Source organism: Mesorhizobium sp. M0018, from assembly GCF_040323955.1.
In the GTDB taxonomy this organism is placed as follows: domain Bacteria; phylum Pseudomonadota; class Alphaproteobacteria; order Rhizobiales; family Rhizobiaceae; genus Mesorhizobium.
On sequence record NZ_JAMYVL010000009.1, the window covers coordinates 224,306 to 247,144 of the forward strand.

Genomic DNA, 22,839 nt, shown 5'->3' on the forward strand with positions numbered 1-22,839 from the left:
GGAGGAAACCAATGCTGCATTTTTCGAGACTGGCGGGAGCTACGCTAGTTGCCGCCGCACTGCTGGCCGGATCGGCAAGCGCCCAGACGGTCCTGCGCTCGTCCGACACCCACCCGGATGGCTATCCGACGGTCGAGGCGGTCAAATATTTCGGCGAACTGGTGAAGGAGCGCACGGCCGGCCGCTATGTGGTCGAGATCTATCCTTCCGCGCAACTTGGCGAGGAAAAGGACACGATCGAGCAGGTGCGCACCGGCGTGATCGATCTCAACCGCGTCTCGATGGCGCCGTTCAACGGGCTCATCCCCGAGACCACCGTGCCCTCGCTGCCCTACATCTTCCGTTCGGAAGAGCATATGCACAAGGTCATGGACGGGGCGATCGGCGACCAGATCGCGGCGGCGTTCGACAAGGTCGGGCTGGTGCTGCTCGCCTTTTATGACGGCGGGTCGCGCTCCTTCTACAATTCGAAGAAGCCGATCAACACCGTAGCCGACATGGCCGGGATGAAGTTCCGCGTCATCCAGTCCGACATCTTCGTCGACATGGTGGCGGCACTCGGCGCCAACGCGACGCCGATGCCGTATGGCGAAGTGTATTCGGCGATCGAGACCGGGGTGATCGACGGCGCGGAGAACAATTTTCCGAGCTACGACACCGCCAAGCATGCGGAAGTCGCCAAGTATTATTCGCTCGACGAGCATACGATGGTGCCGGAAGCCTTCGTCATGGCGAAGTCGAGCTGGGACAAGCTGACGCCGGAAGACCAGGCGATCTTCAAGGCGGCCGCGAAGGAGAGCGTCGCCAAGCAGCGCGAGCTGTGGACCGCCAAGGTCAAGGAATCGCGCGCCAAGGTCGAGGCGGCCGGTTCGCAGATCACGACGCCGGACAAGCAGCCCTTCATCGACGCGATGGGGCCGGTCTACGAGAAGCACGTCAAGGACGACAAGCTGAAGGCCATGGTCGAAGCCATCAAGGCCGTGCAGTGATAAAGCGGCGGCGCGGACATTCCGTGCCGCCATCCTCCTGGGGAGAAAACCGGTGACTTCCAGCCCAAAACCAACACCGCTCCTGTCCGGCGTCGCGCAAGTGATGTCGCGCGTCAGCACGGCGGCGCTGTCGATCGCCGGCATCGGGCTGGTGCTGATGACCGCGTTCGTCGCCTGGCAGGTGTTCGGCCGCTATGTTCTGAACCGCTCGCCGAGCTGGACCGAGCCCGGCTCGGTGATGCTGATGAGCTGGTTCATTTTCCTCGGCGCTGCCGTCGGTGTGCGCGAGAACTACCATCTTGGCTTCGACGTACTGCTCTACGTGCTGCCGAAAGGCGGCAAGCGCTGGCTGCGGATGATTTCGGATCTCGTCGCGCTCGCCTTCGGCATCGGCATGATCTGGTACGGCAGTCAGCTGGTCGCATTGACCTGGGGCTCTGTCTTGCCGTCGCTCGGCATATCGGGGGGCTGGGACTACGTCCCGCTTGTCGCGGGAGGCGCGCTCATCGTGCTCTTCACGCTGGAGCGCATTGTGCTTCGCCTCTCCGGCGCGCCGATCGACGATGCCCTCGATGAACTGCCGCCGGCCGAAGTCGCGGCCGAACTCGACACCGCCAACGTGAAGGTCTGACGCCATGGAACTGTGGATTCTCTTCGGCGTCTTCACCCTGCTGATGCTTATCGGCACGCCGATCGCTTTCTGCCTCGGCGTCGCAAGCCTCGCCACTGTCCTCTATATGGGCCTGCCGCCGCTGATCGTGTTCCAGCGCCTGAATTCCGGCATGAGCGTCTTTTCACTGCTGGCCATTCCGTTTTTCATCTACGCCGGCGACTTGATGGTACGCGGCGGCATCGCCAGCAAGATCGTTGCCTTCGCCGGCTCGCTCGTCGGCCATTTGCGCGGCGGTCTCGGGCAGGTCAACATTGCAACCGCTACACTGTTCGGCGGCATTTCCGGCTCAGCGGTGGCGGAGGCAGCGGCGGTAGGCGGCCTGATGATCCCGCAGATGAAGGCGCGTGGATATGGAGCGGACTACGCCGTCAACGTCACGTCGATGGCGGCACTGATCGCGCTGCTGCTGCCGCCGTCGCACAACATGATCATCTACTCGATCTCGGCAGGCGGAAAGATCTCCATCGCCGATTTGTTCACGGCCGGCATCATCCCGGGCCTGCTGCTGGCCCTGTCGCTGATGGTCACCGCCTATATCGTGGCGCGCTCCCGCGGCTATCCGACCGAGGCGTTTCCGGGCTTCACCGCGGTCGCGCATCTTTTCGCCGTCGCCGTGCCCGGCCTGCTGTTGATCGCGATCATCTTCGGCGGCGTGCGATCGGGCGTCTTCACCGCCACCGAGAGTTCCTGTATCGCCGTCATCTATGCGCTGCTCGTGACCGTCTTCGTCTACCGGCAGATGACCTGGGAAGGGTTCGTTCATGCTACCCATGGCGCCGTGCGCACCACGGCCATGGTGCTGCTCATCATCGGCATGGCGGCGGCGTTCTCGTGGCTGATGGCCTTCCTGAAAGTGCCGGCAGCGTTGATAGCCTCCATGAACGCGATCTCGGACGATCCGCTGGTTGTGCTTCTCCTGCTCAACCTCCTGATGCTGTTCCTCGGCACGTTCATGGACATGGGGCCGACGATCATCATTTGCACGCCGATCTTCCTGCCCGTTGCGCAGGCCTACGGCGTCGATCCGGTGCATTTCGGCGTCATCATGATCCTCAATTTCGGCATCGGACTGAACACGCCGCCGGTAGGCGCGGTGCAGTTCGTGGCGTGTGCAGTGGGCAAGATATCCGTCTGGGAATCGATGCGCTCGATCTGGCCGTTCTATGCGGCAGGCCTCGTGGTGCTGGCGCTCGTCACTTACATTCCGGCCATTTCGCTATGGCTGCCGAGCGTCTTCAAATAGGGGGTGCGCGACATGGCCTCGGACACCGCAGTCGGGCTCCGCGTCGAACGAAGACCGAAGCTTTCGGAAACCGTTGTCGCTGCGATCCGCAAACAGCTGCAGGCGGGCGAGATCCAGCCCGGGCAAAAGCTGCCGACCGAGGGTCAGCTGACTGAAACCTTCGGGGTCAGCCGCACCGTGATACGCGAGGCGCTGGCCAAGCTTGCCGCGGACGGCCTGGTCGAGCCGCGCCAAGGCGCCGGCGTCTTCGTCACCGAGCATATCTCGACAGCGTTCGGTGCCCTGGCAGCGGAGATGGGCAGCAAGGATTCGATCGCCCTCAACGTGCTCGAAGTCCGGTTGGCAATCGAGATCGAATCCGCAGGGCTTGCCGCCATCCGCCGCAACGCTGCGCAGGAAGCGGCGATCCAGGAAGCCTTCTTCGAATTCGAACGGCTGCTCCTCAACAGCGAGCCGACAGGACCGGCCGACCTTGCCTTCCACCGCGCAATCGCCAGCGCCACCAACAATCCATTCTATGTCGAGATGCTCGACGTGCTCGGCCGCCGCGCCATCCCTTGCGACGTGACCTCGCCCTGGTCGACCGAGATCGCCCAATCGGACGCCTATCAGCGCGGCCTGCAGCGTGAGCATCTGGTGATCCTCAATGCGATCTCGTCAGGCGATGCCGAGGCGGCCCGGGAGGCGATGCGCGCGCATCTCGGTGCCAGCCAGCAGCGCTATCGCGAGCGCCTGCACGCGCGCCAGGTTTTTTATGCCGACTCGGTCAAGGCCGCGGGAACTGAATAAGCAATTGAGGCAGCCCCATGGGACAGCAATGAATCACACCGACAATCATACCGATTTCACCTCCCGCTTCGCCGTCGACCCTGTTTCTGCCGCGGCGATGGGGACGGACGAGCTGCGTCACAATTTTCTCATCGAAGGCCTGTTCCGGCCCGGCAGCATCAGCCTGACCTACACCCATTACGACCGCATGATCGTCGGCGGCGCCATGCCCGCCGGCGCACCCCTGCCGCTGCAGGCGATCAAGCCGACCGGGACCAAGAATTTTCTCGACCGCCGTGAGATGATCATCGTCAACATCGGCAGCGCGGGCGTCGTGAAAGCCGGCGGTCAATCCTTCGAGCTGCAGGCGCGCGACATGCTTTATCTCGGCATGGGCACCGATGAGGTATCGTTTGCCGCGACCAATCCGGCAGCGCCGGCTAAGTTCTACCTGCTGAGCGCGCCGGCGCATCAGAGCCACCCCAACCGGCTGATCCGCATCGGCGATGCCAAGCGGCTCGATCTCGGCAGCCAGGCGACTTCCAACGAGCGCTCGATCTTCCAGTTCATCCATGCCGATGGCGTAAAGACCTGTCAGCTTGTCGTCGGCATGACGCAGCTTGCCCCCGGTTCGGTCTGGAACACCATGCCATGCCATGTGCATGACCGGCGCATGGAGGCCTATCTCTATTTCGACCTGCCGGAGGCGGCGCGAGTGTTTCACTTCATGGGCGAACCGGACGAAACGCGCCATCTCGTCATGCGCAACGAGGAGGCGGTGCTGTCGCCGGGATGGTCGATCCATTCGGGCGCCGGCACCTCGAACTACGCCTTCATCTGGGCGATGGCCGGTGACAATGTCGACTATACCGATGTCGACCTGGTGGCGATGGAGGAGCTCAAGTGAGCGATCTCTCGGCCTTCAGCCTTGCCGGCAAGCGCATCCTCGTTACCGGCGCCAATACCGGCATCGGCCAGGGCATCGCCGTGTCGATCGCGCGCGCCGGCGGCGCGGTCGTCGGCGTCGGCCGGTCGGCGATGGACGAGACGGCGGAGAAGATTGCGGCGGCCGGCGGCCGCTTCGAGGCGGTCCTCTGCGATCTTGGTGATGATGCAACTGCCCAGGCGATGCTTGACCGCGTCTGGGACGGCACCGGACCGCTCGATGGCCTGGTCAACAATGCCGGCATCATCCGGCGTGCCGACGCGGTCGACCTCACCGAAGCCGACTGGGACGACGTCATGGGCGTCAATTTGAAGACGGTGTTCTTCCTCAGCCAGCGCTTTGCCAGGCGCGTGCTTGCCGAATCTGGACGGCGTGGGAAGATCGTCAACATCGCTTCGGTGCTGAGCTTTCAGGGCGGCATTCGCGTCGCCTCCTACACCGCCTCCAAACATGGCGTGCTCGGCATCACCCGCCTGCTGGCATGTGAATGGGCGGCAAAGGGCATCAACGTCAACGGCATTGCGCCGGGCTATATCGAGACCAACAACACCGAGGCGCTGCGCACCGATCCCGACCGCAGCGCCTCGATCCTGGCGCGGATTCCGGCCGGCCGCTGGGGCGCGCCGGAAGACATCGGCGACGCAGCCGTCTTCCTGCTGGCGCCAGCGTCCAACTACATGCACGGCGCGGTGGTGCCGGTGGACGGCGGCTGGCTGGCGCGATGAACAACAAAAGGTGAGAGTCTGACGATGACCGGAACCAAAATCTTCTCGCATGCCGGCGAGGGTGCGTGGACGCCGACGCCCGACGGCAACCGCCGGCGCGTGCTCCTGCACACCGACGAACTGATGATGGTCGAGTTCGGTTTCGACAAGGGCGGCGTCGGCGCGCTGCACTCGCACCCGCATGTCCAGGCAAGCTACGTCGCCGAAGGCCGCTTCGAAGTCACCATCGACGGCAGGACCGAAATCCTGGAGACGGGAAGCAGTTTCATCGTTCCGTCCAATCTGGTCCATGGTGTCAGGGCGCTGGAGGCGGGACGACTGGTCGACAGCTTCACGCCGCACCGCGCCGATTTCCTCGACTGAGCTGCGGGCCCGAAGTTCAGGCAGCCGGCTCTCGGAACGAAAAAACCCGCGCCTCCGGAGAGACGCGGGCGTGTTGCCTGGGCGCTTGTGGCGCCGCGGTACTCAAAACATCACCGCAGAACCTGAACCTGCCGAATGATGGTGAAGATAGGATTAACCGCTCCGAGGCGTTGCGATATTCACAGCCAAAGCGAATAGGGGCTGGAACGACGGTCTGATATCGGCCAATGAGAGAGAAGTTCGCCTCAGGCGGTGCCGCGGACAGGACCAGAGGGGTCGATAAATGTTCGAATCTGCTGTCCAGGCAATCACCTGGCGATTCGCCGGGGAATTTCGGCAGGTCGTATCCCCGAAAGTTCTGTAATGCAGGTTGCAGCGAGCATCCCGACAGAGGATTCCAAGAGGCGCGTCCTCAGGGATGTATTCGGCTTCGATGACTTTCGTCTCGGCCAGGCGGCCGTGATGGAGGCGCTGCTGGCCGGGCATCATGTGCTGGCCGTCATGCCGACCGGCGCCGGCAAATCGCTCTGCTACCAGGTCCCGGCGCTGGTGCTGGGCGGGCTCACCATTGTCGTTTCGCCGCTGGTGGCCCTGATGCAGGATCAGGTCGCCGCATTGCGCCTTGCCGGCGTGGCGGCCGATACGATCAATTCCTCGCTCGACCGCGATGCCAATGTCGCTGCATGGCGCCGTGTCGCGGCAGGCCAGACGCGCCTGCTCTATCTTGCACCGGAGCGGCTAATGACGGTGCGAATGCTCGAGGCGTTGACCAAGCTCGATGTCCGGCTGATCGCCATCGACGAGGCGCATTGCATCTCGCAATGGGGACCGGCGTTCCGGCGCGAATACGAAGAATTGTCGAGACTACGTGATATCTTCCCGAAAGTGCCGATCATTGCGCTGACGGCGACGGCGGACGAGACGACGCGCACCGACATTGCCGCGCAGCTGTTCGACGGGCGCGTCGATACCGTGGTGCTCGGCTTCGACCGGCCGAACATCAAGCTAAGCATTGAGCCCAAGCAGGACAGCAAGCGCCAATTGCTAAACTTCGTGCAGCGCCATGTGGGCCGCAGCGGGATCGTCTATTGCCTGTCGCGCAAAAAGACCGAAGAGATGGCGGCGTTCCTCGAGCGCAGCGGCGTACGCGCGCTCGCCTATCATGCCGGCATGAGCAAGGACGCGCGTGAAGCGAATCAAAACGCTTTCATGACCTTGTCCGGCGTGGTGATGGTGGCGACCATCGCCTTCGGCATGGGGATCGACAAGCCGGACGTCGCCTATGTCTTCCACACCGACCTGCCGGGCAGCTTGGAGGCTTATTACCAGGAAATCGGGCGCGCGGGGCGCGACGGGCGGGCGGCCGAGGCACATATGCTGTTCGGTCTCGGCGATATCCGCATGCGCCGGCTTTTCATCGAAGACGAGGACGCACCGGCTGAGCACAAAAGGCGCGCGCATGGCCGGCTCGAAACGCTGATCGGTTATTGCGAGACGACGCAGTGCCGCCGTCAGATCCTGCTTGGCTATTTCGGCGAAAGTGCTTCGCCTTGCGGCAATTGCGACAACTGCCTCGACCAGGCGCCGCATGCGGATGGTGAGGCGGAGGCACGGCTCATCCTGGCGGCGATCGCACAGACCGGCGAGCGCTTCGGCGCCGCCCATGTCGTCGATGTCCTGCTCGGCCATGAGACCGAGAAGGTCCTGGACAGGAACCACCACAGGCTTGCCAGCTTCGGCACCGGTGTGGCGCATAAGAAGAATCTCTTGCTGTCGCTGCTCCGCCAACTCGTCGCGGGAGGGTTCCTGACATTGGACTCAGCCGGCCATGGCGGCCTCGCCATTGCCGAGAAGGGCCGTGCGCTGGCTCGGGGCGAGGCTTCATTCCGGTATCGCTTGGACGCGCGCCAGTCATCGCGAGGCAAGATACGTCCTGAGGATACCGCAGCAGGCACGGAAGGTCTGGATTCGGCGCTGCTGGCGGCGCTCAAGGCTGTACGGCTGCGTCTTGCCCGGGAACGCCAGGTGCCGGCCTTCGTGATCTTTTCGGATCGTACACTGATCGATATGGCCGAACGCTGCCCGCGTGATCTGGACGCCTTCGCCGCGGTCAACGGCGTCGGCGCCGCCAAGCTCAAGGATTTCGGCGAGATATTCCTCGGCGCGATCGCTGCGCATCAATCCGGGGTGGCGGGCTGAAAGACCCACTTCAGTGACGCAATCAGCACCGGCTTCGTCTCGCCGCGGCAATCGCAGCCTCCTGCTGCCGCAAGCGCTCGATCTTCGCACTCTGGCGGGCAGCCACGGTCGAGGCGACACGCTGCCCTCCCAACAGCCAGCCCGGAATGTTGGTGTGGACGACTTTGCCACGAGCGATGGCTGTCGCCGACATTTCGTCGGCGACCGCGCCTATCGCCACGTTGAGCTCGACGCAACTCATCTTGTCGTATTTCGCAGCATCAAAGGATGCCGGCAAAGGCGATGCGCAACTTCCGACAAACATGAGGCTGCATATCAGAGGCGTGGCCGTGGAGATCGCCTTCATTCCCTTATCAAGCACGTTGATGCCGGACGGGCGGATTTTCGGAGGGTTCTCGATCTCAGGCCGCGAAGCGCTCCCGAGGTTCCGCGTAACTGAAGCATGTGACCTCTACAATACTCTGTGCTGACCGACCTGTTTGTCGTCAAAGAATTCCGAGAGAGCCGCTGCCGTCTTGTCGGGGTGCTCTTCCGGGAAAAAGTGCCCGCCTTGGACAGCGCGTCCTGCCACTCTGTCGGCCCATTTCCTCCAGATGGCCAGCGGCCCGCCTTCTTGCGCATACCAGTTCTCCAGGGCGCCTTCGACACTCCATAGCGCCAGTAGCGGACTGTCGATGCGACGACCGTTTGCGCGGTCCAACGCGTCATGTTCACGATCGATCGTCGCAGCGGCGCGATACTCTTCGCAGATGGCATGAATATGCGCGGGATCGCGAAGCGCATCAACATAGGCGTTCCTGACCTCTTTGGAGACCATTTTCGCCGACGATCCCCACTGCGTTATTGCATCGTCGACGACGGCATCGGGAGCCGCGCCGATCAGACGCTCCGGCAGGGGCTCCGGCTGGGCAAGAAGGCTCCAGGGCCAGAAGCCAAGCACCAGTCTGGCATCCGCCCGATCCCATGTTGCGGCGGTGGGGATGATGTCGAGGACGGCGATTTTGAGCACGTTGTCGGGATGGTCCAGCGCCAGGCGATAGGCAACCCGCCCGCCACGATCATGCCCGGCAACCATGAACCGCTCAAACCCCATTTGCTTCATGGCCTGAACCATGTCGCCGGCCATGGCGCGTTTGGCGTATGGGCTATGATCGGCAGAGGAAACCGGACATCCGCTTTGCCCATAGCCTCGAAGGTCGGCGGCGACCACCGTGAAGCGGAGCGCCAAGGCTGCGGCGATATCCCTCCACATCAGATGCGTTTCTGGAAAACCGTGAAGAAGCAGCAGCGGCGGACCGGTGCCTCCGACCCTTGCGAAAATCGTCGTATCGTCCAGTCGTAGGCTGGTGGCTCTGAAACCTGCAAACACCGTCAGCTTCCTCCGCGCCCTTAGGAAAGCTGCCTAAGGGCGCTAACGGCCGCCTGAGGCGAAAACCCCGGCCGCGATGGCCAGGGTTCAAGCCGGCCAGTTGCTAAAATCGAAACCAGACCCAGACGCGCCTGCGGAAGCACCGCCTGCGCCGATAGCCGTTTCGCCAGTAAACGCGACAGACCCTTCTCCAAGCGCGCCGGCGGCGCCGGCGCGGCATGTGCCACCGGCGATGATAGACTGGTTGCAACTCTGCTTGAGTTTCATCGTCGTCGAAGGTCTCGACATCCGGCGCCTCGAGTTCATCGAGAATGCCGCTTCTGGCAGTTGGAACGCCGGCCACTGCGTTGATTGGCCGAACCGTGCTTGCAAGGGCCGCGGCCCCGGCAATGCCAAACATTCCTGTCAAAAATAGTCGCCGATCCATGGAAACCTCCCAGTCTTCAACCAGCGATAGAACAAGCTAACGATGGGGAGATAGCGCAGTCGGTGCAAACGCCTAGTGCCGCACGGCTATTAGCGGTGGTCCGGTCGGCCGGAGGGTGTTGCCTCGTCCTCGAAGTGGGATGGCTACCTCGATCGACAAACACCCGGAGCTTTTTGAATTGATGGCGGGCCGAAAACAATGAAGATCGAATGAGGTCTACGCCATAGCCACGCAATTCACGCTACTCGCGGTGCAAGGAGGCTTGACTGCCATCCTACCAGAAGGTAGGTAAAAGCATGAGCAACTTGTCTACCACCTCTGACGACATCCTGGCTTGTGCACGTTCACTGATCGTGGCTGGCGGCTACAACGGTTTCAGTTATGCCGACATTGCTGAAGTGGTCGGGATCCGTAAGGCGAGCATTCATCACCATTTCCCAAGCAAGGTCGATCTGGTTCGGACGCTGGTTGCGCGGTATCGCGAAGAAACTGAAGCGGGGATGGCAAATGTCGAACTTCACGAATCCGATCCGCTCGAACAGTTGCGGATCTATGCCGGGTATTGGGAAGCCTGCATCGCGAACGCCAGCGCCCCGTTTTGTATCTGCGCGCTGTTGGCAAGCGAGCTCCCCGTGCTGCCCGAGGAAGTTAGCCTTGAGGTCCGGGCGCATTTCCGCTCGCTGTCAGGGTGGCTTAAATCGGTGATGGAGCGCGGCGTGCGGCACGGCCAATTTCGACTGATGAGCACCCCTCGTGCCGAGGCTGAAGCGTTCATGGCGACCGTTCACGGCGCGATGCTTTCAGCACGGGCCTATGGCGATCCGAAGATATTCGGCGTCGTGACAGGCCCACTCCTGGAGCGGCTCGCTCTGCGTTCCCTCCAAATACGACCCTAAGACCTCAACTAACCATAGCCGTAACGACTCTGCGACATTCGTCGAGAGCCCTACCTACTAGTCGAAAGGATGATCCAATGACGATTCACGATGGCGATCTTTCACGCGCCAGCCAGGAACAATGGCTCAAGCTCTATTACTTCGCTCGGACGGCATTCTCGGCTGTCTGGGTGGCGGCTGCCTTTACGGTGGGACAGCATTCCGGGGTGGTCGCGGCGGTTTTGCTCGTGGCTTATCCTGCATGGGATGCCCTGGCCAATTTTGTCGACGCATCGCGCAGCGGAGGATTGGGACAGAATCGCACCCAGACCATCAACGTCGTGGTCAGTGTGGCGACAACGCTCGCGGTCATTGTTGCGCTGAAGATGAGCATGAATTGGGTGCTCGGCGTGTTCGGCCTATGGGCGATCCTGTCCGGCCTGCTTCAACTCGGCACCGCCGTCCGCCGTTGGAAGAGCTCTGGTGCGCAGTGGGCGATGATCCTGAGCGGAGGGCAATCAGCACTGGCAGGCACGTTTTTCATCGCGCAGACGCGGATGCCGATGCCGCCATCGATCTCCAACGTGGCCGGCTATGCCGCAGTAGGCGCCCTGTATTTCCTGGTTTCGGCGGTGTGGCTGAGCGTGAGCCAATTGCGGCGGAAGGCTGCATAGCGTGCCATCTTAAGCCATTACCGGCGCGATGAGAGATGCTGTTACCTATGGGTCCGGAATGGACACATTCCGAAGTGGCGGAGAGGGAGGGATTCGAACCCCCGATGGGCTTGCACCCATGCCGCATTTCGAGTGCGGTGCATTCGACCACTCTGCCACCTCTCCGCGGTCATGGTCCGCCGTTGCCGGCGCGGCGCACTAGATAACGGCTGGACAGGCAGGTTACAAGGGCCAATCTGCCCCGGCGCCGCAGCTTCTGTCCATGCTTCTTCGAGGCTCCGGTGGCCGTTGCTCGATATTTGCAAGGTCTGGGCTTAACCCATTCGCAGCTTGCCCGCGGCGCTTGCCTTGACTCAAGCCGAACCTTCGGTTAGGGACAGCGCGCAATCGGCGTGGAGGGGTCTTCCGCGCCGCTTGTTTTTTGAACCCGCAGACTGACAAAAAGACGGCCGAACCGCCTGAAGCGGTTCATCAAGGCCGACCGAACAGCGAAAGGCAAAAAATGTTCGCAGTCATCAAAACGGGCGGCAAGCAGTATCGCGTTGCCGCCAACGATCTCCTGAAGATCGAAAAACTCGAAGCCAATGTCGGCGACATCGTCGAGATCGGTAATGTGCTCGCGCATGGCGAAGGCGAAAACGTCACGTTCGGTGCGCCGTTCGTGGATGGTGCGATGGTCACCGCCGAAGTCGTCGAGCAAGGCAAGAACCGCACCGTCATCGCCTTCAAGAAGCGCCGCCGGCAGAATTCGCGCCGCAAGATCGGCCATCGCCAGCTTTTGACCACCGTCAGGATCGCCGAAATCCTGCTGGGTGGCGCCAAGCCGGCGAAGAAGGCCGCCGCCAAGACCGAAGCCAAGGCCGAGGTCGCCGCCAAGACCGAGGCGAAGGCTGAAGCCGCGCCGAAGGCAGCAGCGAAGGCAGAGGCTGCGCCGAAGAAGGAAGCCAAAGCCGAGACGACCGAGGACAAGGCTGCCGAAGCCGCCGCGCCGTTGTTCAAGGCGCCGAAAGGCGAGCCGGACGACCTGACCGTGATCAAGGGCATCGGCCCGGTCGCCGCCGGCCAGCTCAACGAACAGGGCATCACCACCTTTGCCCAGATCGCCAAGCTGTCCGACAAGGACGTCGCCAAGATCGACGAGCACATGCCGTTCAGCGCCGACCAGATCAAGGACTGGCGTGAGCAGGCCAAGGAATTGGCGAAGAAGTAGAACGAACCGACGCAATCGTCGCCGGATCGGACTTGAAACGGAACGCGAACGCGTTCATAAGATCGTTTAGGCGCCTCGCGGCGCATCGGAGTAGTTAGATGGCACACAAGAAAGCTGGCGGATCGTCGCGCAATGGTCGCGACTCCCATTCCAAGCGGCTCGGCGTGAAGAAGTTCGGCGGCGAAGCCGTGATTCCGGGCAACATCATCATTCGTCAGCGTGGCACGACGTGGCATCCCGGCACCAATGTCGGCATTGGCACGGACCACACGCTGTTTGCGCTCGAAGCTGGCGCAGTCACCTTCAACAAAAAAGCCAATGGCCGAACCTACGTATCGGTGAACCCGATGACGAAGGCAGCGGAGTAGCCGGTTCCGCACGAGAACACCGGCACCCATCTCGGGACCGGTGTCTGGCCAAGCCAGGAAATGGATCAGGGGAGATGGGTTTCCATCTCCCCTTTTTCTTGTGCCTGGAGGACTTTGATATGGTTGCCGAAGCGGAAGCGACAGACGACGAAAGTTACACGATAGATTGCCCGGTGCTCGCGACCGAGCGGCTGGTCATGCGTGCCCCGCGTGAAAGCGACATCGAGCAATTGGTGGCGCTCGCCGACAACCGCCATGTCGCGGAAATGCTGGCTCGCATGCCGCATCCCTATGGCGAGGCGGAGGCACGCGCTTTCCTGGCCATGACGGCATCGCGCCGGGCCGGAATCGCCTATGCGTTGACGCTGGCCGGCACCGAGACCTTCGTCGGCTGTGCCGGGCTCAACACCACGGATCGCGGGCTGGAGCTTGGCTACTGGATCGGCGAGCCGTACTGGAAGCGCGGCTACGCGACGGAAGCAGCGCACGCACTGGTCGACCTTGCCTTCCAGAGAACCACGATCCAGGTGCTGCACGCCTCGACGCGGGTTATCAATCCGGCCTCGCGCCGGGTCATCCACAAATGCGGCTTCCAGTATGCCGGCCAGGGCATGCTGAACTCGATCGTTGCCGGTCAGGTTCCGGTCGAGCGCTACCGTCTCGATCGCAAGACCTGGACCAGCCTGCGGAACTGGGTGCATTTTTGATGGATGCGGCTCACGTCATCTCGAGCCAGACCGGCAAGTGATCCGAACCGGCCGCTTGCCGGTCGACCCACAGGCGCCTCAGCGATTTGGCAAGCGAGGCGCTGGTGAAGACGTAGTCGATGCGCTTGTAGCGGCTGGTATCGCCCGGCCGCTTGGGGTCGACCCAGGTGACGAGATCGGCGCCGGCAGCGCCGAGGCGTGCGGCGGCATCGATGGCGAGGTCGGCGGTCACCGGCATGCCGAATTCGTGGTCAGGCTGGCCGGCGAGTTCGACATGTTCCGGCGATCCGGCCAGCATGTTGAAGTCGCCCATGACGACGAAGGCTTCGGGAGAAGGCAGCTCCGGCAAGCCGATCTCGGCGACGCCGGAGAGCCCGCCGCCCTCGAGCGGGTATTTCAACAGACGCTGGCGCAGAAAGCGGATCTGGCTCAGGCGTTCAACCGGGCTGCGATGGTCGAGATGGGTGGAATAGAAGCGGATCGGACCAAGCGGCGTTTCGACCAGCGCCTCCAGCGCGCCGCGCTGGAAGTTCATCGCCTCGACACTGCGGCTGCGCGGCAAAAGGAGATTGCGCGACAGATGGATCGGCGTCCTCGACAGCACCATGTTGCCGAGCTGGAAGGTGGTCGTGATGGCGCGGCCGTTCTCCAGGCGCGAGCCGGCGTCGGCTTCGAAATTGCTGCCGTAGACGGCAAAATAGTCGGGCAGCGCCTCGCCGAGCTCGGCCACCATGTCGCGGCCGCCATTCTTCGGGTTAGCGCGGGTGACCTCCTGCAGCGCGATCACGTCGGCGCCGCGCACGGCATCGGCGATACGGCCGACATCGTAGCGGGCGTCGAGACCGACGCCGTAGTGGATATTGTAAGTTACCAGCTTCATTCCGACATCTCGCGCTTGGAAAGCCGAAGATCGATTTTCGGCAAGGGTCAACCAAATGCTACGCGTCCAGAGATACGCGCGACGTTACAGTAGCAAAAACGGCCCTCGCCCTTCGACCCGCCTTGGTTTAGAGCAATCCCGCAAAGCCAATAACAGAAACCATACAATCCGATGAAATTTCTCGATCAAGCCAAGGTCTACATCCGCTCCGGCGACGGCGGCGCCGGTTCGGTGTCGTTCCGGCGCGAAAAGTTCATCGAGTTCGGCGGCCCGGACGGCGGCGACGGCGGTCGCGGCGGCGATGTCTGGGTCGAGGCGGTCGATGGGCTGAACACGCTGATCGACTATCGCTACCAGCAGCATTTCAAGGCCAAGACCGGGACGCACGGCATGGGCCGCAATATGACCGGCGCCAAGGGTGCCGACGTGACGCTGAAAGTGCCGGCCGGAACACAGGTCTTTGCCGAGGACAATGAGACGCTGATCTGCGATCTGACGGTCGTCGGCCAGCGCTTTCTGTTGGCCAAGGGCGGCAATGGCGGTTTCGGCAACCAGCATTTCAAGACCTCGACCAACCAGGCGCCGCGCCGCGCCAATCCCGGACTGCCGGGCGAAGAGCTCAACATCTGGCTCAGGCTGAAGCTGATCGCCGATGCCGGCCTGGTCGGGCTGCCCAACGCCGGCAAGTCGACCTTCCTGGCGGCGGTCACCGCGGCCAAGCCGAAGATCGCCGACTATCCCTTCACCACGCTGCATCCGGGCCTTGGCGTGGCACGCATCGACGGTCGCGAATTCGTCATTGCCGACATTCCGGGCCTGATCGAAGGCGCGCATGAAGGTGTCGGCATCGGCGACCGCTTCCTTGGCCATGTCGAGCGCACGCGTGTCCTTCTGCATCTTGTCTCGGCGCAGGAAGAAAATCCGGCCAATGCCTACAAAACCGTGCGTGCCGAGCTCGAAGCCTACGGCAATGGGCTGACCGACAAGGTCGAAATCATCGCGCTTTCCCAGGTCGACATACTCGATGCCGACGCGCGCAAGAAGAAGGCCGCCTCGCTGAAACGCGCGGCCGGCCGCGCGCCGATGCTGCTTTCGGCAGTCACCGGCGAAGGCGTCGAAGCGGTGTTGCGCGCGCTGATCGCTGTGGTGGCCGATGCACGCGAGGCGGTCGCTGCGCCGGTCGAGACGCGCTGGAACACATAGCCATGGCCGCGCAATCGCTGAAAAATTATCGGCGCATTGCCGTCAAGATCGGCTCGGCGCTGCTTGTCGACCGCACGACGGGCCTGAAGCGCGACTGGCTGGCCTCGCTTGCCGACGACATCGCCATGCTGGCCAGTGGCGGCGCCGAAATTCTCGTCGTGTCTTCCGGGGCGATTGCACTTGGCCGCACCATCCTCGGTCTCGGCAAGCGGGCGCTGAAGCTCGAGGAGAGCCAGGCGGCGGCCGCCGTCGGGCAGATCGCATTGGCCGGCGCCTGGTCGGATGCGCTCGGCAAGAATGGCTTGAAATCGGGCCAGATCCTGCTGACGCTCGGCGACACCGAAGAGCGTCGCCGCTATCTCAACGCACGGGCGACGATCTCGACACTGCTCAAAATGAAGGCGGTGCCGGTCATCAACGAGAACGATACGGTGGCCACCTCCGAAATCCGCTATGGCGACAACGACCGCCTGGCGGCGCGCGTCGCCACCATGATGGGCGCCGATCTTTTGGTGCTGCTTTCCGACATTGACGGGCTCTACACGGCGCCGCCGGCGCGCGACCCGCAAGCCCGGTTCATTCCGGTCGTCGACCGCATCACCCCTGACATCGAGGCGATGGCGGGTGCCGCTGCTTCGGAATTGTCGCGCGGCGGCATGCGCACCAAGCTCGACGCCGGCAAGATCGCGACCGCCGCCGGCACCGCCATGATCATCACATCAGGCACGCGGCTGTCGCCGTTGCTGGCAATCGAGCGCGGCGAGCGCGCCACCTTCTTCCGGCCGAGCGCCAATCCGGTCAAGGGCTACAAGACCTGGATCGCCGGGCAGCTCGAACCGGCCGGCCGGCTGACCGTCGATGCCGGCGCCATCGGCGCGCTGCTCTCGGGCAAGTCGCTGCTGCCGGCCGGCGTCAAACTGGTCAGCGGCAATTTTGCGCGTGGCGACACGGTGGCGATCCTGTCGCCCGAGGGCCGCGAGATCGCGCGCGGGCTGGTTGCCTATGATGCCGCCGATGCCGTAAGGATCGCTGGCCTGAAGACGACCGAGATCGAAACGGTGCTCGGCTACGAGGCGCGTTCGGCGATGATCCACCGCGACGACCTTGTGGTGAGCGGCGCGACCGACTGAGAAAGGGCTCCATGCACGCTACTTGTGGGGTTCAGGCGGCCATTTAGGCGGGTTGCGGTATCTTTCCTCAACGTCGCGTTTAGTTCTCAGCAACTCGCTGCAGCCTCCCAGCTCTGCTTCGATCCCAGCCTTGGCTCGTCGATCCACCTCGATTTGGGAAATGTCCTTGTCGTCCCCGGCGACGACATCGCGAATAAGCCCGTCGGTCGTTGTTATTTTCGCACTTGTATCCTCCTTCGTCCTTTTTTCTATTTCCGCTTCAAGCCGAGCCCGCGGCCCACATCCATGGAGCTCCTCGACAACGACGGCAATCCGAGAGGGCGGTGTCGCCGGTGCGCCGCAGTAGCGTTCAGCAAAAGCAAGTTGCACCATCAAGCTGTACACAATCAAAGCCATCCCGTCGGGGCTCTCGCCAGGCTCGAACTTGTCGTCGCAGTAGTCGGCGGCGTGAAGGCCTGTCGGCAGGAGCATCGCGCCGACAGCAACGAGAATTATGAAGCTCTTCATTCTACTCCCCCAGATTTGCGGCCATTGCCGCGAAGGCCGGCCGCGTGTAAATCCACCAAGCTTCACCGGAGCGGTCAGATGCTGAACAAACACAAAGGCGAAGATGTAGCCAGTTTGATGGCACGGACGGGCCGTAAGGCCCGCGCCGCCGCCCGACCGCTGGCCATCGCCACCACCGCCGCCAAGAATGCGGCGCTTCTCGCCATGGCCGACGCGGTCGTTTCCCGTGAGCAGGACATTCTTGACGCCAATGCCATCGATGTCTCGAATGGCCACGAGTCCGGGCTTTCCGGCTCGTCCATGGACCGGCTGAAGCTGGATCCGGCGCGCATCCGCGCAATGGCAGACGGTATTCGCGAAATCGCCGCACTCGGCGATCCGGTTGGGGATGTCATCGCGGCTTGGGACCGGCCGAACGGCCTGCATATCGAACGGGTGCGCACGCCGCTCGGCGTCGTCGGCGTCATTTACGAGAGCCGGCCGAACGTTACCGCGGATGCCGGCGCGCTGTGCCTCAAGGCGGGCAATCCAGTAATCCTTCGCGGCGGCTCGGATTCGCTCAACTCTTCCGCCGCTATCCATGCCTGCCTGGTCGAGGGGCTGAAGGCAGCCGGGCTGCCGGAGGATGCCATCCAGCTGGTGCCGACTACCGATCGCGCCGCCGTCGGCGAAATGCTGAAAGGGCTTTCAGGCAATCTCGAGGTCATCATTCCGCGCGGCGGCCGCAGCCTGGTCGAGCGTGTGCAGAGCGAGGCGCGGGTGCCGGTCTTCGCGCATCTCGAGGGCATCTGCCATCTCTATATCGACCGATCGGCCGATCTCGACATGGCGGTCAAGATCGCGGTCAATGCCAAGATGCGGCGCACCGGGGTGTGCGGTGCTGCCGAGACGCTGCTGGTCGACCGTGCCGCCGCCGGCACGCATCTGGTGCCGATCCTCGAGGCCTTGCGGGCGGCAGGCTGCGAGATCCATGCCGATGCCGAGGCGCTGAGGCTTTATGCCGATGCCCAGCCCGCGACCGATGCAGACTGGGTGACCGAGTATCTGGACGCGATCATTGCGGTGAAGCTGGTCGACGGCGTCGCCGGCGCCATCGAGCATATCGAGACGTTCTCCTCGCATCACACCGAGGCGATCATCGCCGAGGACGCCACAGCGGTCGACCGGTTCTTCAACGAGGTCGATTCGGCGATCCTTCTGCACAACGCCTCGACCCAGTTTGCCGATGGCGGCGAGTTCGGCATGGGCGCCGAGATCGGCATCGCCACAGGCAAGATGCATGCACGCGGGCCGGTCGGCGTCGAGCAACTGACCTCGTTCAAATACCGCGTACGCGGGTCGGGACAGGTGAGGCCTTGAGCGCCGGTCTTACCCTCCCCCTTGTGGGGAGGGTGGCGAGCATCGCGAGCCGGGTGGGGGTGCGACGCTGAACTCTGCAACACCCCCACCCCGCTCCGCTTCGCGGATCGACCCTCCTCACAAGGAGGAGGGTAAGGAATCCGTATCCTCCCACTATCTGCACATGCCGCATGCCGGGAAAGGCGTGGCGGTCGGGCTGTTCGGCGGTTCGTTCAACCCGCCGCATGCCGGCCATGCGCTGGTCGCCGAGATCGCACTCAGACGGCTTGCGCTCGACCAATTGTGGTGGATGGTGACGCCCGGCAACCCGCTCAAGAACGCCGGAGACCTGGCGCCGCTGGCTGAGCGGCTGCAGCTATCCGAAAAGATCGCCAAGAACCCGAAGATCAAGGTCACCGCCTTCGAGGCAGCCCACCGCGTCCGCTTCACCGCCGACACGCTGGCGCTGGTCAAGGCGCGTAACCCGGGCGTCGATTTTGTCTGGATCATGGGCGCCGACTCGCTTCGCGACTTCCACCGCTGGCAGCGCTGGCGCCGCATCGTGATGACGTTCCCGATCGCGGTGGTCGACCGGCCAGGCGCGACGCTGTCGTTCCTGTCGTCGGTGGTCGCCAAGACCTTCGACTATGCCCGCGTCGACGAAGGCGACGCACCGCGGCTCGCGCGCATGACGGCGCCGGCCTGGACCTTCATCCACGGCCCGCGTTCGTCGCTGTCGTCGAGCGCGATCCGCAAGGTGGCGAAGGGCTGAACCGGCGCGGAAGGCAAGTCCGGTGATGTCGCTTTTGCCGCTGCCTTGACCTGCTTGATGGGCGATCCTCGGTCATGACGATTCTCGAGCGCGACCAGGACAAGAACGGTCTAGGGCAGCCGGCGCCGTCGATCGCCATTGCCAGCATCCTTTTGTCGATGGCGCTGATCGCCGTCGGCAATGGGCTGATGTTCGCCTATATCCCAGTCCGGCTCGGCGCCGAGGGCTTCGATCCGACATGGGCGGGGCTGATCGTCACCGGCCTTTCGGCCGGCGGCCTTGCCGGCTGCATCCTGACCGGGCCGCTGGTGCGGCGTGTCGGCCATGCCCGCGTGTTCATGGTGCTATCGGCACTGATCGTGCTGTCCAACGCCGCGGTCGGCGCCGGGCCGCACCCCTTGCCATGGATCGCTGCACGGGCACTCTACGGCTTTGCCATATGCGGCCTGTTCATCGTCGCGCAGAGCTGGCTGAACGATGTCGTCGCCAACGCCATCCGCGGCCGGGTCATGGCCATCTTCTACGTTGCCTATGTCGCCGGGCTCGGCGTCGGTTATTCGACGCTGGCTTTGATCGATATCCGCACGGCCGACGCGCCGCTGATCGGCATTGCCTTCACCGCGCTGTCGATCCTTCCCGTCGGGCTGACGCGGCTTGCGCAGCCGCCGGCGCCGCAAGCGGCGTCCGTGGCGCTCGGCCGCGCCTGGCGGATCTCGCCGGTCGGCGTTGCCGGCATGCTTGCCGTCGGCGGCCTGTCGATGACGATCTCGGGCTTTGCGCCGATCCATGCCACGGCCAAGGGCTACAGCCAGGCCGACGTCGCCTTGCTGCTTTCGGCAATGCCAGTCGGCACGCTGATCCTGCAGATTCCGCTCGGCTGGATTTCCGACCGCACCGACCGGCGCTTTGTGCTGATCGCGGCGTCGGCGCTTGCCGCCGCGGCGGGCCTGTTTGCCCTCGGTTTCGACGGCGGCGCGCTGGCGGCGCTGCTCATCATCTATGTGGTCTGGGACGGCGCCTCGGAATCGATCTATTCGCTTGCCAGCGCCCATGCCGGCGACCGCGCCGGCAAGGACGACATGGTGGCGCTGTCGAGCTCGCTTTTGTTTGCCTGGTCGCTTTCCGGCTTCGTCGTACCCGGCATTGTGACCGGGCTTTCCGCCGCCTACGGCACGCAGGCCTTCATCTATGTGGCAATCGTCATTGCCGCCGCCTACTGCCTGTTCGTTCTCTGGCGCGTCGTCATGGCGCGGCCGGTGCCCGCCACCGAGACCGGCAGTTTCGCGCCAATGACGGCGCAGGCGCCGTTGCCTGTCGATCTCGCCTTCGCGCCTGAAGATCAGCGCGGGCGCGGAGAGCTTTGAGGGGCATCCTGCCAGCTGGCTGCAACGCTCTATTGCTGCGTGGCTGAGGCCTCCGGCTGCGGCGCTTGCGGCGCCGGCGCCGGAATTGAAAGACCTTCGGCATCGAACGCCTGCTTGACCCCTTTGGTGAGGTCGATCTGGGCGGCGAAGAAATCGGCAGCCGCCGTCCAGTAGCGCAAGCTGATGGCGACGGTGCTGTCGCCGACGGTCGCGACAAAGGCGATCGGCGCAGGCTGCCGCCTGACGCGCCGGTCGGCGGCGGCAACGCCAAGCATGGTCTTCTGCGCAAAATCGATGTCGTTCCAGGAGCCGATGCTGAGCGTGATGTCGCCGCGCCGCACACCGTTGCGGGTGAAGTTGCGGACCGGCTGGTTCCACAGGGTCGAGTTGGGTGCAAGCACGTAGACGCCTTCGACCGTCCTCAGCGTTGTGGCAAACAGCCCGATCTCCTCGACGGTGCCGGATATCGCGCCGACTTCGACATATTCGCCGATGCGGAACGGCCGCAGCGCCAGCAGCATGATGCCGGCGGCAATGTTCTGCAGCGTGCCTTGCAGCGCCAGGCCGATGGCCAGGCCGGCGGCACCGATAGCGGCAATGATCGAAGCCGTCTGCACGCCGAACTGGCCGAGAACCATGATCACGACCAGTCCCAGGATGGCGTAGCGGACGACCTGCGAGAAGAAATGGCGGAGCGTTTCGTCGAAGCCGCTGATATGGCCGAGGCCGGCATAGATCGAACGCTCGGCGAGGCCGGCGACGATGTAGCCGATGACCAGCAGGATGACGGCGCCGACCGCCGAAAGCGAGTAGGAGACGATCAGCGTGCTGAGTTGCGCAAGGCCGGATTGCACGGTGAGGAGGGCGTTCTGGGGATCGATCGGCATGTCGGGATTCCGGTTCGTGGATGAGCCGATAACCGCTGCGGGGCGAGGCGGTTCCGATTTTCTGGCCCGAAAAGCCGGATATTCGGCCGTTACCGGGCGTCTGCTTGTGAGCGGTGTCTTGAAACTGCAACCTAACTCTGCCTATCTAAGGAGTGTCACCTGATTTCAGAGGTGATTTGGTTGTTCTTGCTGCGAAAGGAAATACACTGAGAACAGCACTGCGGAAGAAGGCCGACATCGTGCCTTCGCCGGCCGGGATCAGCGTAAACGACGCCGTGTCCCGCGCCATCAAGACAGTCCTTGCCAGTCTGGAAGACTCCAAGGCCGAAAATATCGTCTCAATCGACATTCAGGGGAAATCGAGCCTCGGCGACTACATGGTCGTCGCATCGGGCCGATCGCACCGTCATGTCTCGGCTGTTGCCGATCATCTCCTCAAGGCGCTGAAGGATGCCGGGCTCGGCACGGCGCGCGTCGAGGGGCTGGCTGGCGCCGACTGGGTCCTGATCGATTCGGGCGACATCATCGTCCATGTCTTCCGTCCCGAGGTCCGCGACTTCTACAATCTCGAAAAGATGTGGCAGGCGCCCGATCTCGAGGAGGAGACCCTCCACTGAGCCGTATTCGTCTTGATGCATGTCGTCGTCCGACATGCATCAGCGGCTCTTCGAGGCAGGGATGAAGATTACGGTTCATGCCGTGGGCCGAATGAAAGCGGGCCCCGAGAAGCAGTTGGCCGACCGCTATTTCGAGCGTTTTACGAGGAGCGGTCCTGCCGTAGGCCTCGAATTCGCTGGGATCGTCGAGATTGCGGAAGGTCGCGCGCAGACGGCCAATGAGCGCCGGCGCGAGGAAGGCCAGAAGCTGCAGACGCACTTGCAACCGGGCACGGCGCTGATGCTGCTCGATGAGCGCGGCAAGAACCTTTCCTCCGAGGATTTCGCCGGCCGCATAGGTTCGCTGCGCGATGGCGGGCGCAAGGCGCTGGTGATCGCCATTGGCGGCGCCGACGGCCATGACCAGTCACTGCGCGACCTGGCTGATCTGACGGTGTCGCTCGGCGCGCTGACCTGGCCGCATCAGCTGGTCCGCGTGATGCTGGGCGAGCAGCTTTACCGGGCGGCCACGATCCTTTCCGGTCACCCCTACCATCGTTCATGAACTCGGCTCCGTCGGCGAATTGATGCCAGCCGCCCGGATTTTTGCCCCAATGCTCATCGAC

General features: G+C 63.4%; 25 protein-coding genes and 1 tRNA gene. 20 read left to right on the forward strand and 6 right to left on the reverse strand.

The annotated features are described in order from the left end of the window. The first annotated feature begins 11 nt into the window (after positions 1–11). The 8 genes from NKJ81_RS15495 (at position 12) to recQ (ending at position 7,906) form a co-directional block, all read left to right on the forward strand. Entirely contained in the window at positions 12–989 is a 978-nt protein-coding gene (locus tag NKJ81_RS15495) for a TRAP transporter substrate-binding protein (RefSeq protein WP_352540928.1), read from the forward strand. Positions 990–1,092: 103 nt separating this feature from the next. Continuing rightward, positions 1,093–1,620, forward strand: a complete 528-nt coding sequence (locus NKJ81_RS15500; protein WP_023719697.1) for a TRAP transporter small permease — start codon at positions 1,093–1,095, stop codon at positions 1,618–1,620. 4 nt (positions 1,621–1,624) lie between these two features. Then, positions 1,625–2,905 carry a TRAP transporter large permease gene (locus NKJ81_RS15505; RefSeq protein WP_292656436.1) on the forward strand — a complete coding sequence of 427 codons (1,281 nt, stop codon included), beginning with the start codon at positions 1,625–1,627 and terminating at the stop codon, positions 2,903–2,905. 12 nt (positions 2,906–2,917) lie between these two features. Then, positions 2,918–3,694, forward strand: coding sequence for a FadR/GntR family transcriptional regulator (locus NKJ81_RS15510; RefSeq protein WP_352540929.1), 777 nt, complete (start codon positions 2,918–2,920; stop codon positions 3,692–3,694). 28 nt (positions 3,695–3,722) lie between these two features. Next, positions 3,723–4,580, forward strand: a complete 858-nt coding sequence (gene kduI / locus NKJ81_RS15515; protein ID WP_352540930.1) for a 5-dehydro-4-deoxy-D-glucuronate isomerase — start codon at positions 3,723–3,725, stop codon at positions 4,578–4,580. Beyond that, positions 4,577–5,344 (forward strand): 2-dehydro-3-deoxy-D-gluconate 5-dehydrogenase KduD, encoded by a 768-nt coding sequence (kduD, locus tag NKJ81_RS15520; RefSeq protein WP_352540931.1) that lies wholly within the window; start codon positions 4,577–4,579, stop codon positions 5,342–5,344. Before kduI ends, kduD begins: the two co-directional genes overlap by 4 nt. Positions 5,345–5,368: 24 nt before the next feature. Next, positions 5,369–5,707 (forward strand): cupin domain-containing protein, encoded by a 339-nt coding sequence (locus tag NKJ81_RS15525; protein ID WP_352540932.1) that lies wholly within the window; start codon positions 5,369–5,371, stop codon positions 5,705–5,707. A 363-nt stretch (positions 5,708–6,070) separates the two neighbouring features. Further along, complete coding sequence (gene recQ / locus NKJ81_RS15530) at positions 6,071–7,906, forward strand: DNA helicase RecQ (RefSeq protein WP_352540933.1); 1,836 nt, start codon at positions 6,071–6,073, stop codon at positions 7,904–7,906. Positions 7,907–7,928: 22 nt separating this feature from the next. Here recQ and NKJ81_RS15535 read toward each other — a convergent pair whose 3' ends face one another. Next, positions 7,929–8,147, reverse strand: a complete 219-nt coding sequence (locus NKJ81_RS15535) for a hypothetical protein (RefSeq protein ID WP_352450887.1) — start codon at positions 8,145–8,147, stop codon at positions 7,929–7,931. Positions 8,148–8,357: 210 nt separating this feature from the next. Continuing rightward, positions 8,358–9,275 carry an alpha/beta fold hydrolase gene (locus NKJ81_RS15540; RefSeq protein ID WP_352540934.1) on the reverse strand — a complete coding sequence of 306 codons (918 nt, stop codon included), beginning with the start codon at positions 9,273–9,275 and terminating at the stop codon, positions 8,358–8,360. A 723-nt stretch (positions 9,276–9,998) separates the two neighbouring features. Between NKJ81_RS15540 and NKJ81_RS15545 the strand changes: the two genes are divergently transcribed. Together NKJ81_RS15545 and NKJ81_RS15550 are read left to right on the forward strand one after the other, a co-directional pair. Then, entirely contained in the window at positions 9,999–10,598 is a 600-nt protein-coding gene (locus NKJ81_RS15545; protein WP_352540935.1) for a TetR/AcrR family transcriptional regulator, read from the forward strand. A gap of 77 nt (positions 10,599–10,675) precedes the next feature. Beyond that, on the forward strand, positions 10,676–11,251 hold the full coding sequence (locus NKJ81_RS15550) for a DUF308 domain-containing protein (RefSeq protein WP_352450884.1): 576 nt from the start codon (positions 10,676–10,678) through the stop codon (positions 11,249–11,251). Between the two features lie 75 nt (positions 11,252–11,326). Here NKJ81_RS15550 and NKJ81_RS15555 read toward each other — a convergent pair. Further along, positions 11,327–11,416 (reverse strand) — tRNA-Ser (locus tag NKJ81_RS15555). Positions 11,417–11,753: 337 nt separating this feature from the next. Here NKJ81_RS15555 and NKJ81_RS15560 point away from each other — a divergent pair. From NKJ81_RS15560 to NKJ81_RS15570, 3 genes are all read left to right on the forward strand, one after another. Then, positions 11,754–12,461, forward strand: a complete 708-nt coding sequence (locus NKJ81_RS15560) for a 50S ribosomal protein L21 (protein ID WP_352450883.1) — start codon at positions 11,754–11,756, stop codon at positions 12,459–12,461. A 98-nt stretch (positions 12,462–12,559) separates the two neighbouring features. After that, positions 12,560–12,829 carry a 50S ribosomal protein L27 gene (rpmA, locus tag NKJ81_RS15565; RefSeq protein WP_023678077.1) on the forward strand — a complete coding sequence of 90 codons (270 nt, stop codon included), beginning with the start codon at positions 12,560–12,562 and terminating at the stop codon, positions 12,827–12,829. Between the two features lie 119 nt (positions 12,830–12,948). After that, positions 12,949–13,536 carry a GNAT family N-acetyltransferase gene (locus NKJ81_RS15570; RefSeq protein WP_352471260.1) on the forward strand — a complete coding sequence of 196 codons (588 nt, stop codon included), beginning with the start codon at positions 12,949–12,951 and terminating at the stop codon, positions 13,534–13,536. A 10-nt stretch (positions 13,537–13,546) separates the two neighbouring features. Here NKJ81_RS15570 and NKJ81_RS15575 read toward each other — a convergent pair whose 3' ends face one another. Next, entirely contained in the window at positions 13,547–14,416 is an 870-nt protein-coding gene (locus tag NKJ81_RS15575) for an endonuclease/exonuclease/phosphatase family protein (RefSeq protein ID WP_352540936.1), read from the reverse strand. 171 nt (positions 14,417–14,587) lie between these two features. Here NKJ81_RS15575 and obgE point away from each other — a divergent pair, with 171 nt between their 5' ends. Together obgE and proB are read left to right on the forward strand one after the other, a co-directional pair. Continuing rightward, positions 14,588–15,619, forward strand: a complete 1,032-nt coding sequence (gene obgE, locus NKJ81_RS15580) for a GTPase ObgE (protein ID WP_352471258.1) — start codon at positions 14,588–14,590, stop codon at positions 15,617–15,619. A 2-nt stretch (positions 15,620–15,621) separates the two neighbouring features. Then, complete coding sequence (gene proB / locus NKJ81_RS15585) at positions 15,622–16,749, forward strand: glutamate 5-kinase (RefSeq protein ID WP_352500789.1); 1,128 nt, start codon at positions 15,622–15,624, stop codon at positions 16,747–16,749. Positions 16,750–16,767: 18 nt separating this feature from the next. Here the strand turns inward: proB and NKJ81_RS15590 are convergent, their stop codons facing one another. After that, a complete protein-coding gene (locus tag NKJ81_RS15590) occupies positions 16,768–17,256 on the reverse strand; it encodes a hypothetical protein (RefSeq protein ID WP_352471256.1) in 489 nt (162 codons plus the stop codon). A gap of 78 nt (positions 17,257–17,334) precedes the next feature. Here NKJ81_RS15590 and NKJ81_RS15595 point away from each other — a divergent pair, with 78 nt between their 5' ends. The 3 genes from NKJ81_RS15595 to NKJ81_RS15605 all read left to right on the forward strand — a co-directional run bounded on the left by NKJ81_RS15595 (position 17,335) and on the right by NKJ81_RS15605 (position 20,730). Further along, complete coding sequence (locus NKJ81_RS15595; RefSeq protein ID WP_352540937.1) at positions 17,335–18,615, forward strand: glutamate-5-semialdehyde dehydrogenase; 1,281 nt, start codon at positions 17,335–17,337, stop codon at positions 18,613–18,615. A gap of 163 nt (positions 18,616–18,778) precedes the next feature. Beyond that, the gene (locus tag NKJ81_RS15600) at positions 18,779–19,366 is read left to right on the forward strand and encodes a nicotinate-nucleotide adenylyltransferase (RefSeq protein WP_031212055.1); all 588 of its coding nucleotides are present in this window, start codon (positions 18,779–18,781) and stop codon (positions 19,364–19,366) included. Between the two features lie 74 nt (positions 19,367–19,440). After that, positions 19,441–20,730 carry an MFS transporter gene (locus tag NKJ81_RS15605; protein WP_352540938.1) on the forward strand — a complete coding sequence of 430 codons (1,290 nt, stop codon included), beginning with the start codon at positions 19,441–19,443 and terminating at the stop codon, positions 20,728–20,730. Positions 20,731–20,759: 29 nt separating this feature from the next. Here the strand turns inward: NKJ81_RS15605 and NKJ81_RS15610 are convergent, their stop codons facing one another. Continuing rightward, positions 20,760–21,617 carry a mechanosensitive ion channel family protein gene (locus NKJ81_RS15610; RefSeq protein WP_352471253.1) on the reverse strand — a complete coding sequence of 286 codons (858 nt, stop codon included), beginning with the start codon at positions 21,615–21,617 and terminating at the stop codon, positions 20,760–20,762. A 239-nt stretch (positions 21,618–21,856) separates the two neighbouring features. Here NKJ81_RS15610 and rsfS point away from each other — a divergent pair, with 239 nt between their 5' ends. Both rsfS and rlmH read left to right on the forward strand, forming a co-directional pair. After that, the gene (gene rsfS / locus NKJ81_RS15615) at positions 21,857–22,234 is read left to right on the forward strand and encodes a ribosome silencing factor (protein ID WP_023678068.1); all 378 of its coding nucleotides are present in this window, start codon (positions 21,857–21,859) and stop codon (positions 22,232–22,234) included. A gap of 61 nt (positions 22,235–22,295) precedes the next feature. Further along, positions 22,296–22,778, forward strand: a complete 483-nt coding sequence (rlmH, locus tag NKJ81_RS15620) for a 23S rRNA (pseudouridine(1915)-N(3))-methyltransferase RlmH (protein WP_352540939.1) — start codon at positions 22,296–22,298, stop codon at positions 22,776–22,778. Positions 22,779–22,839 lie beyond the last annotated feature (61 nt).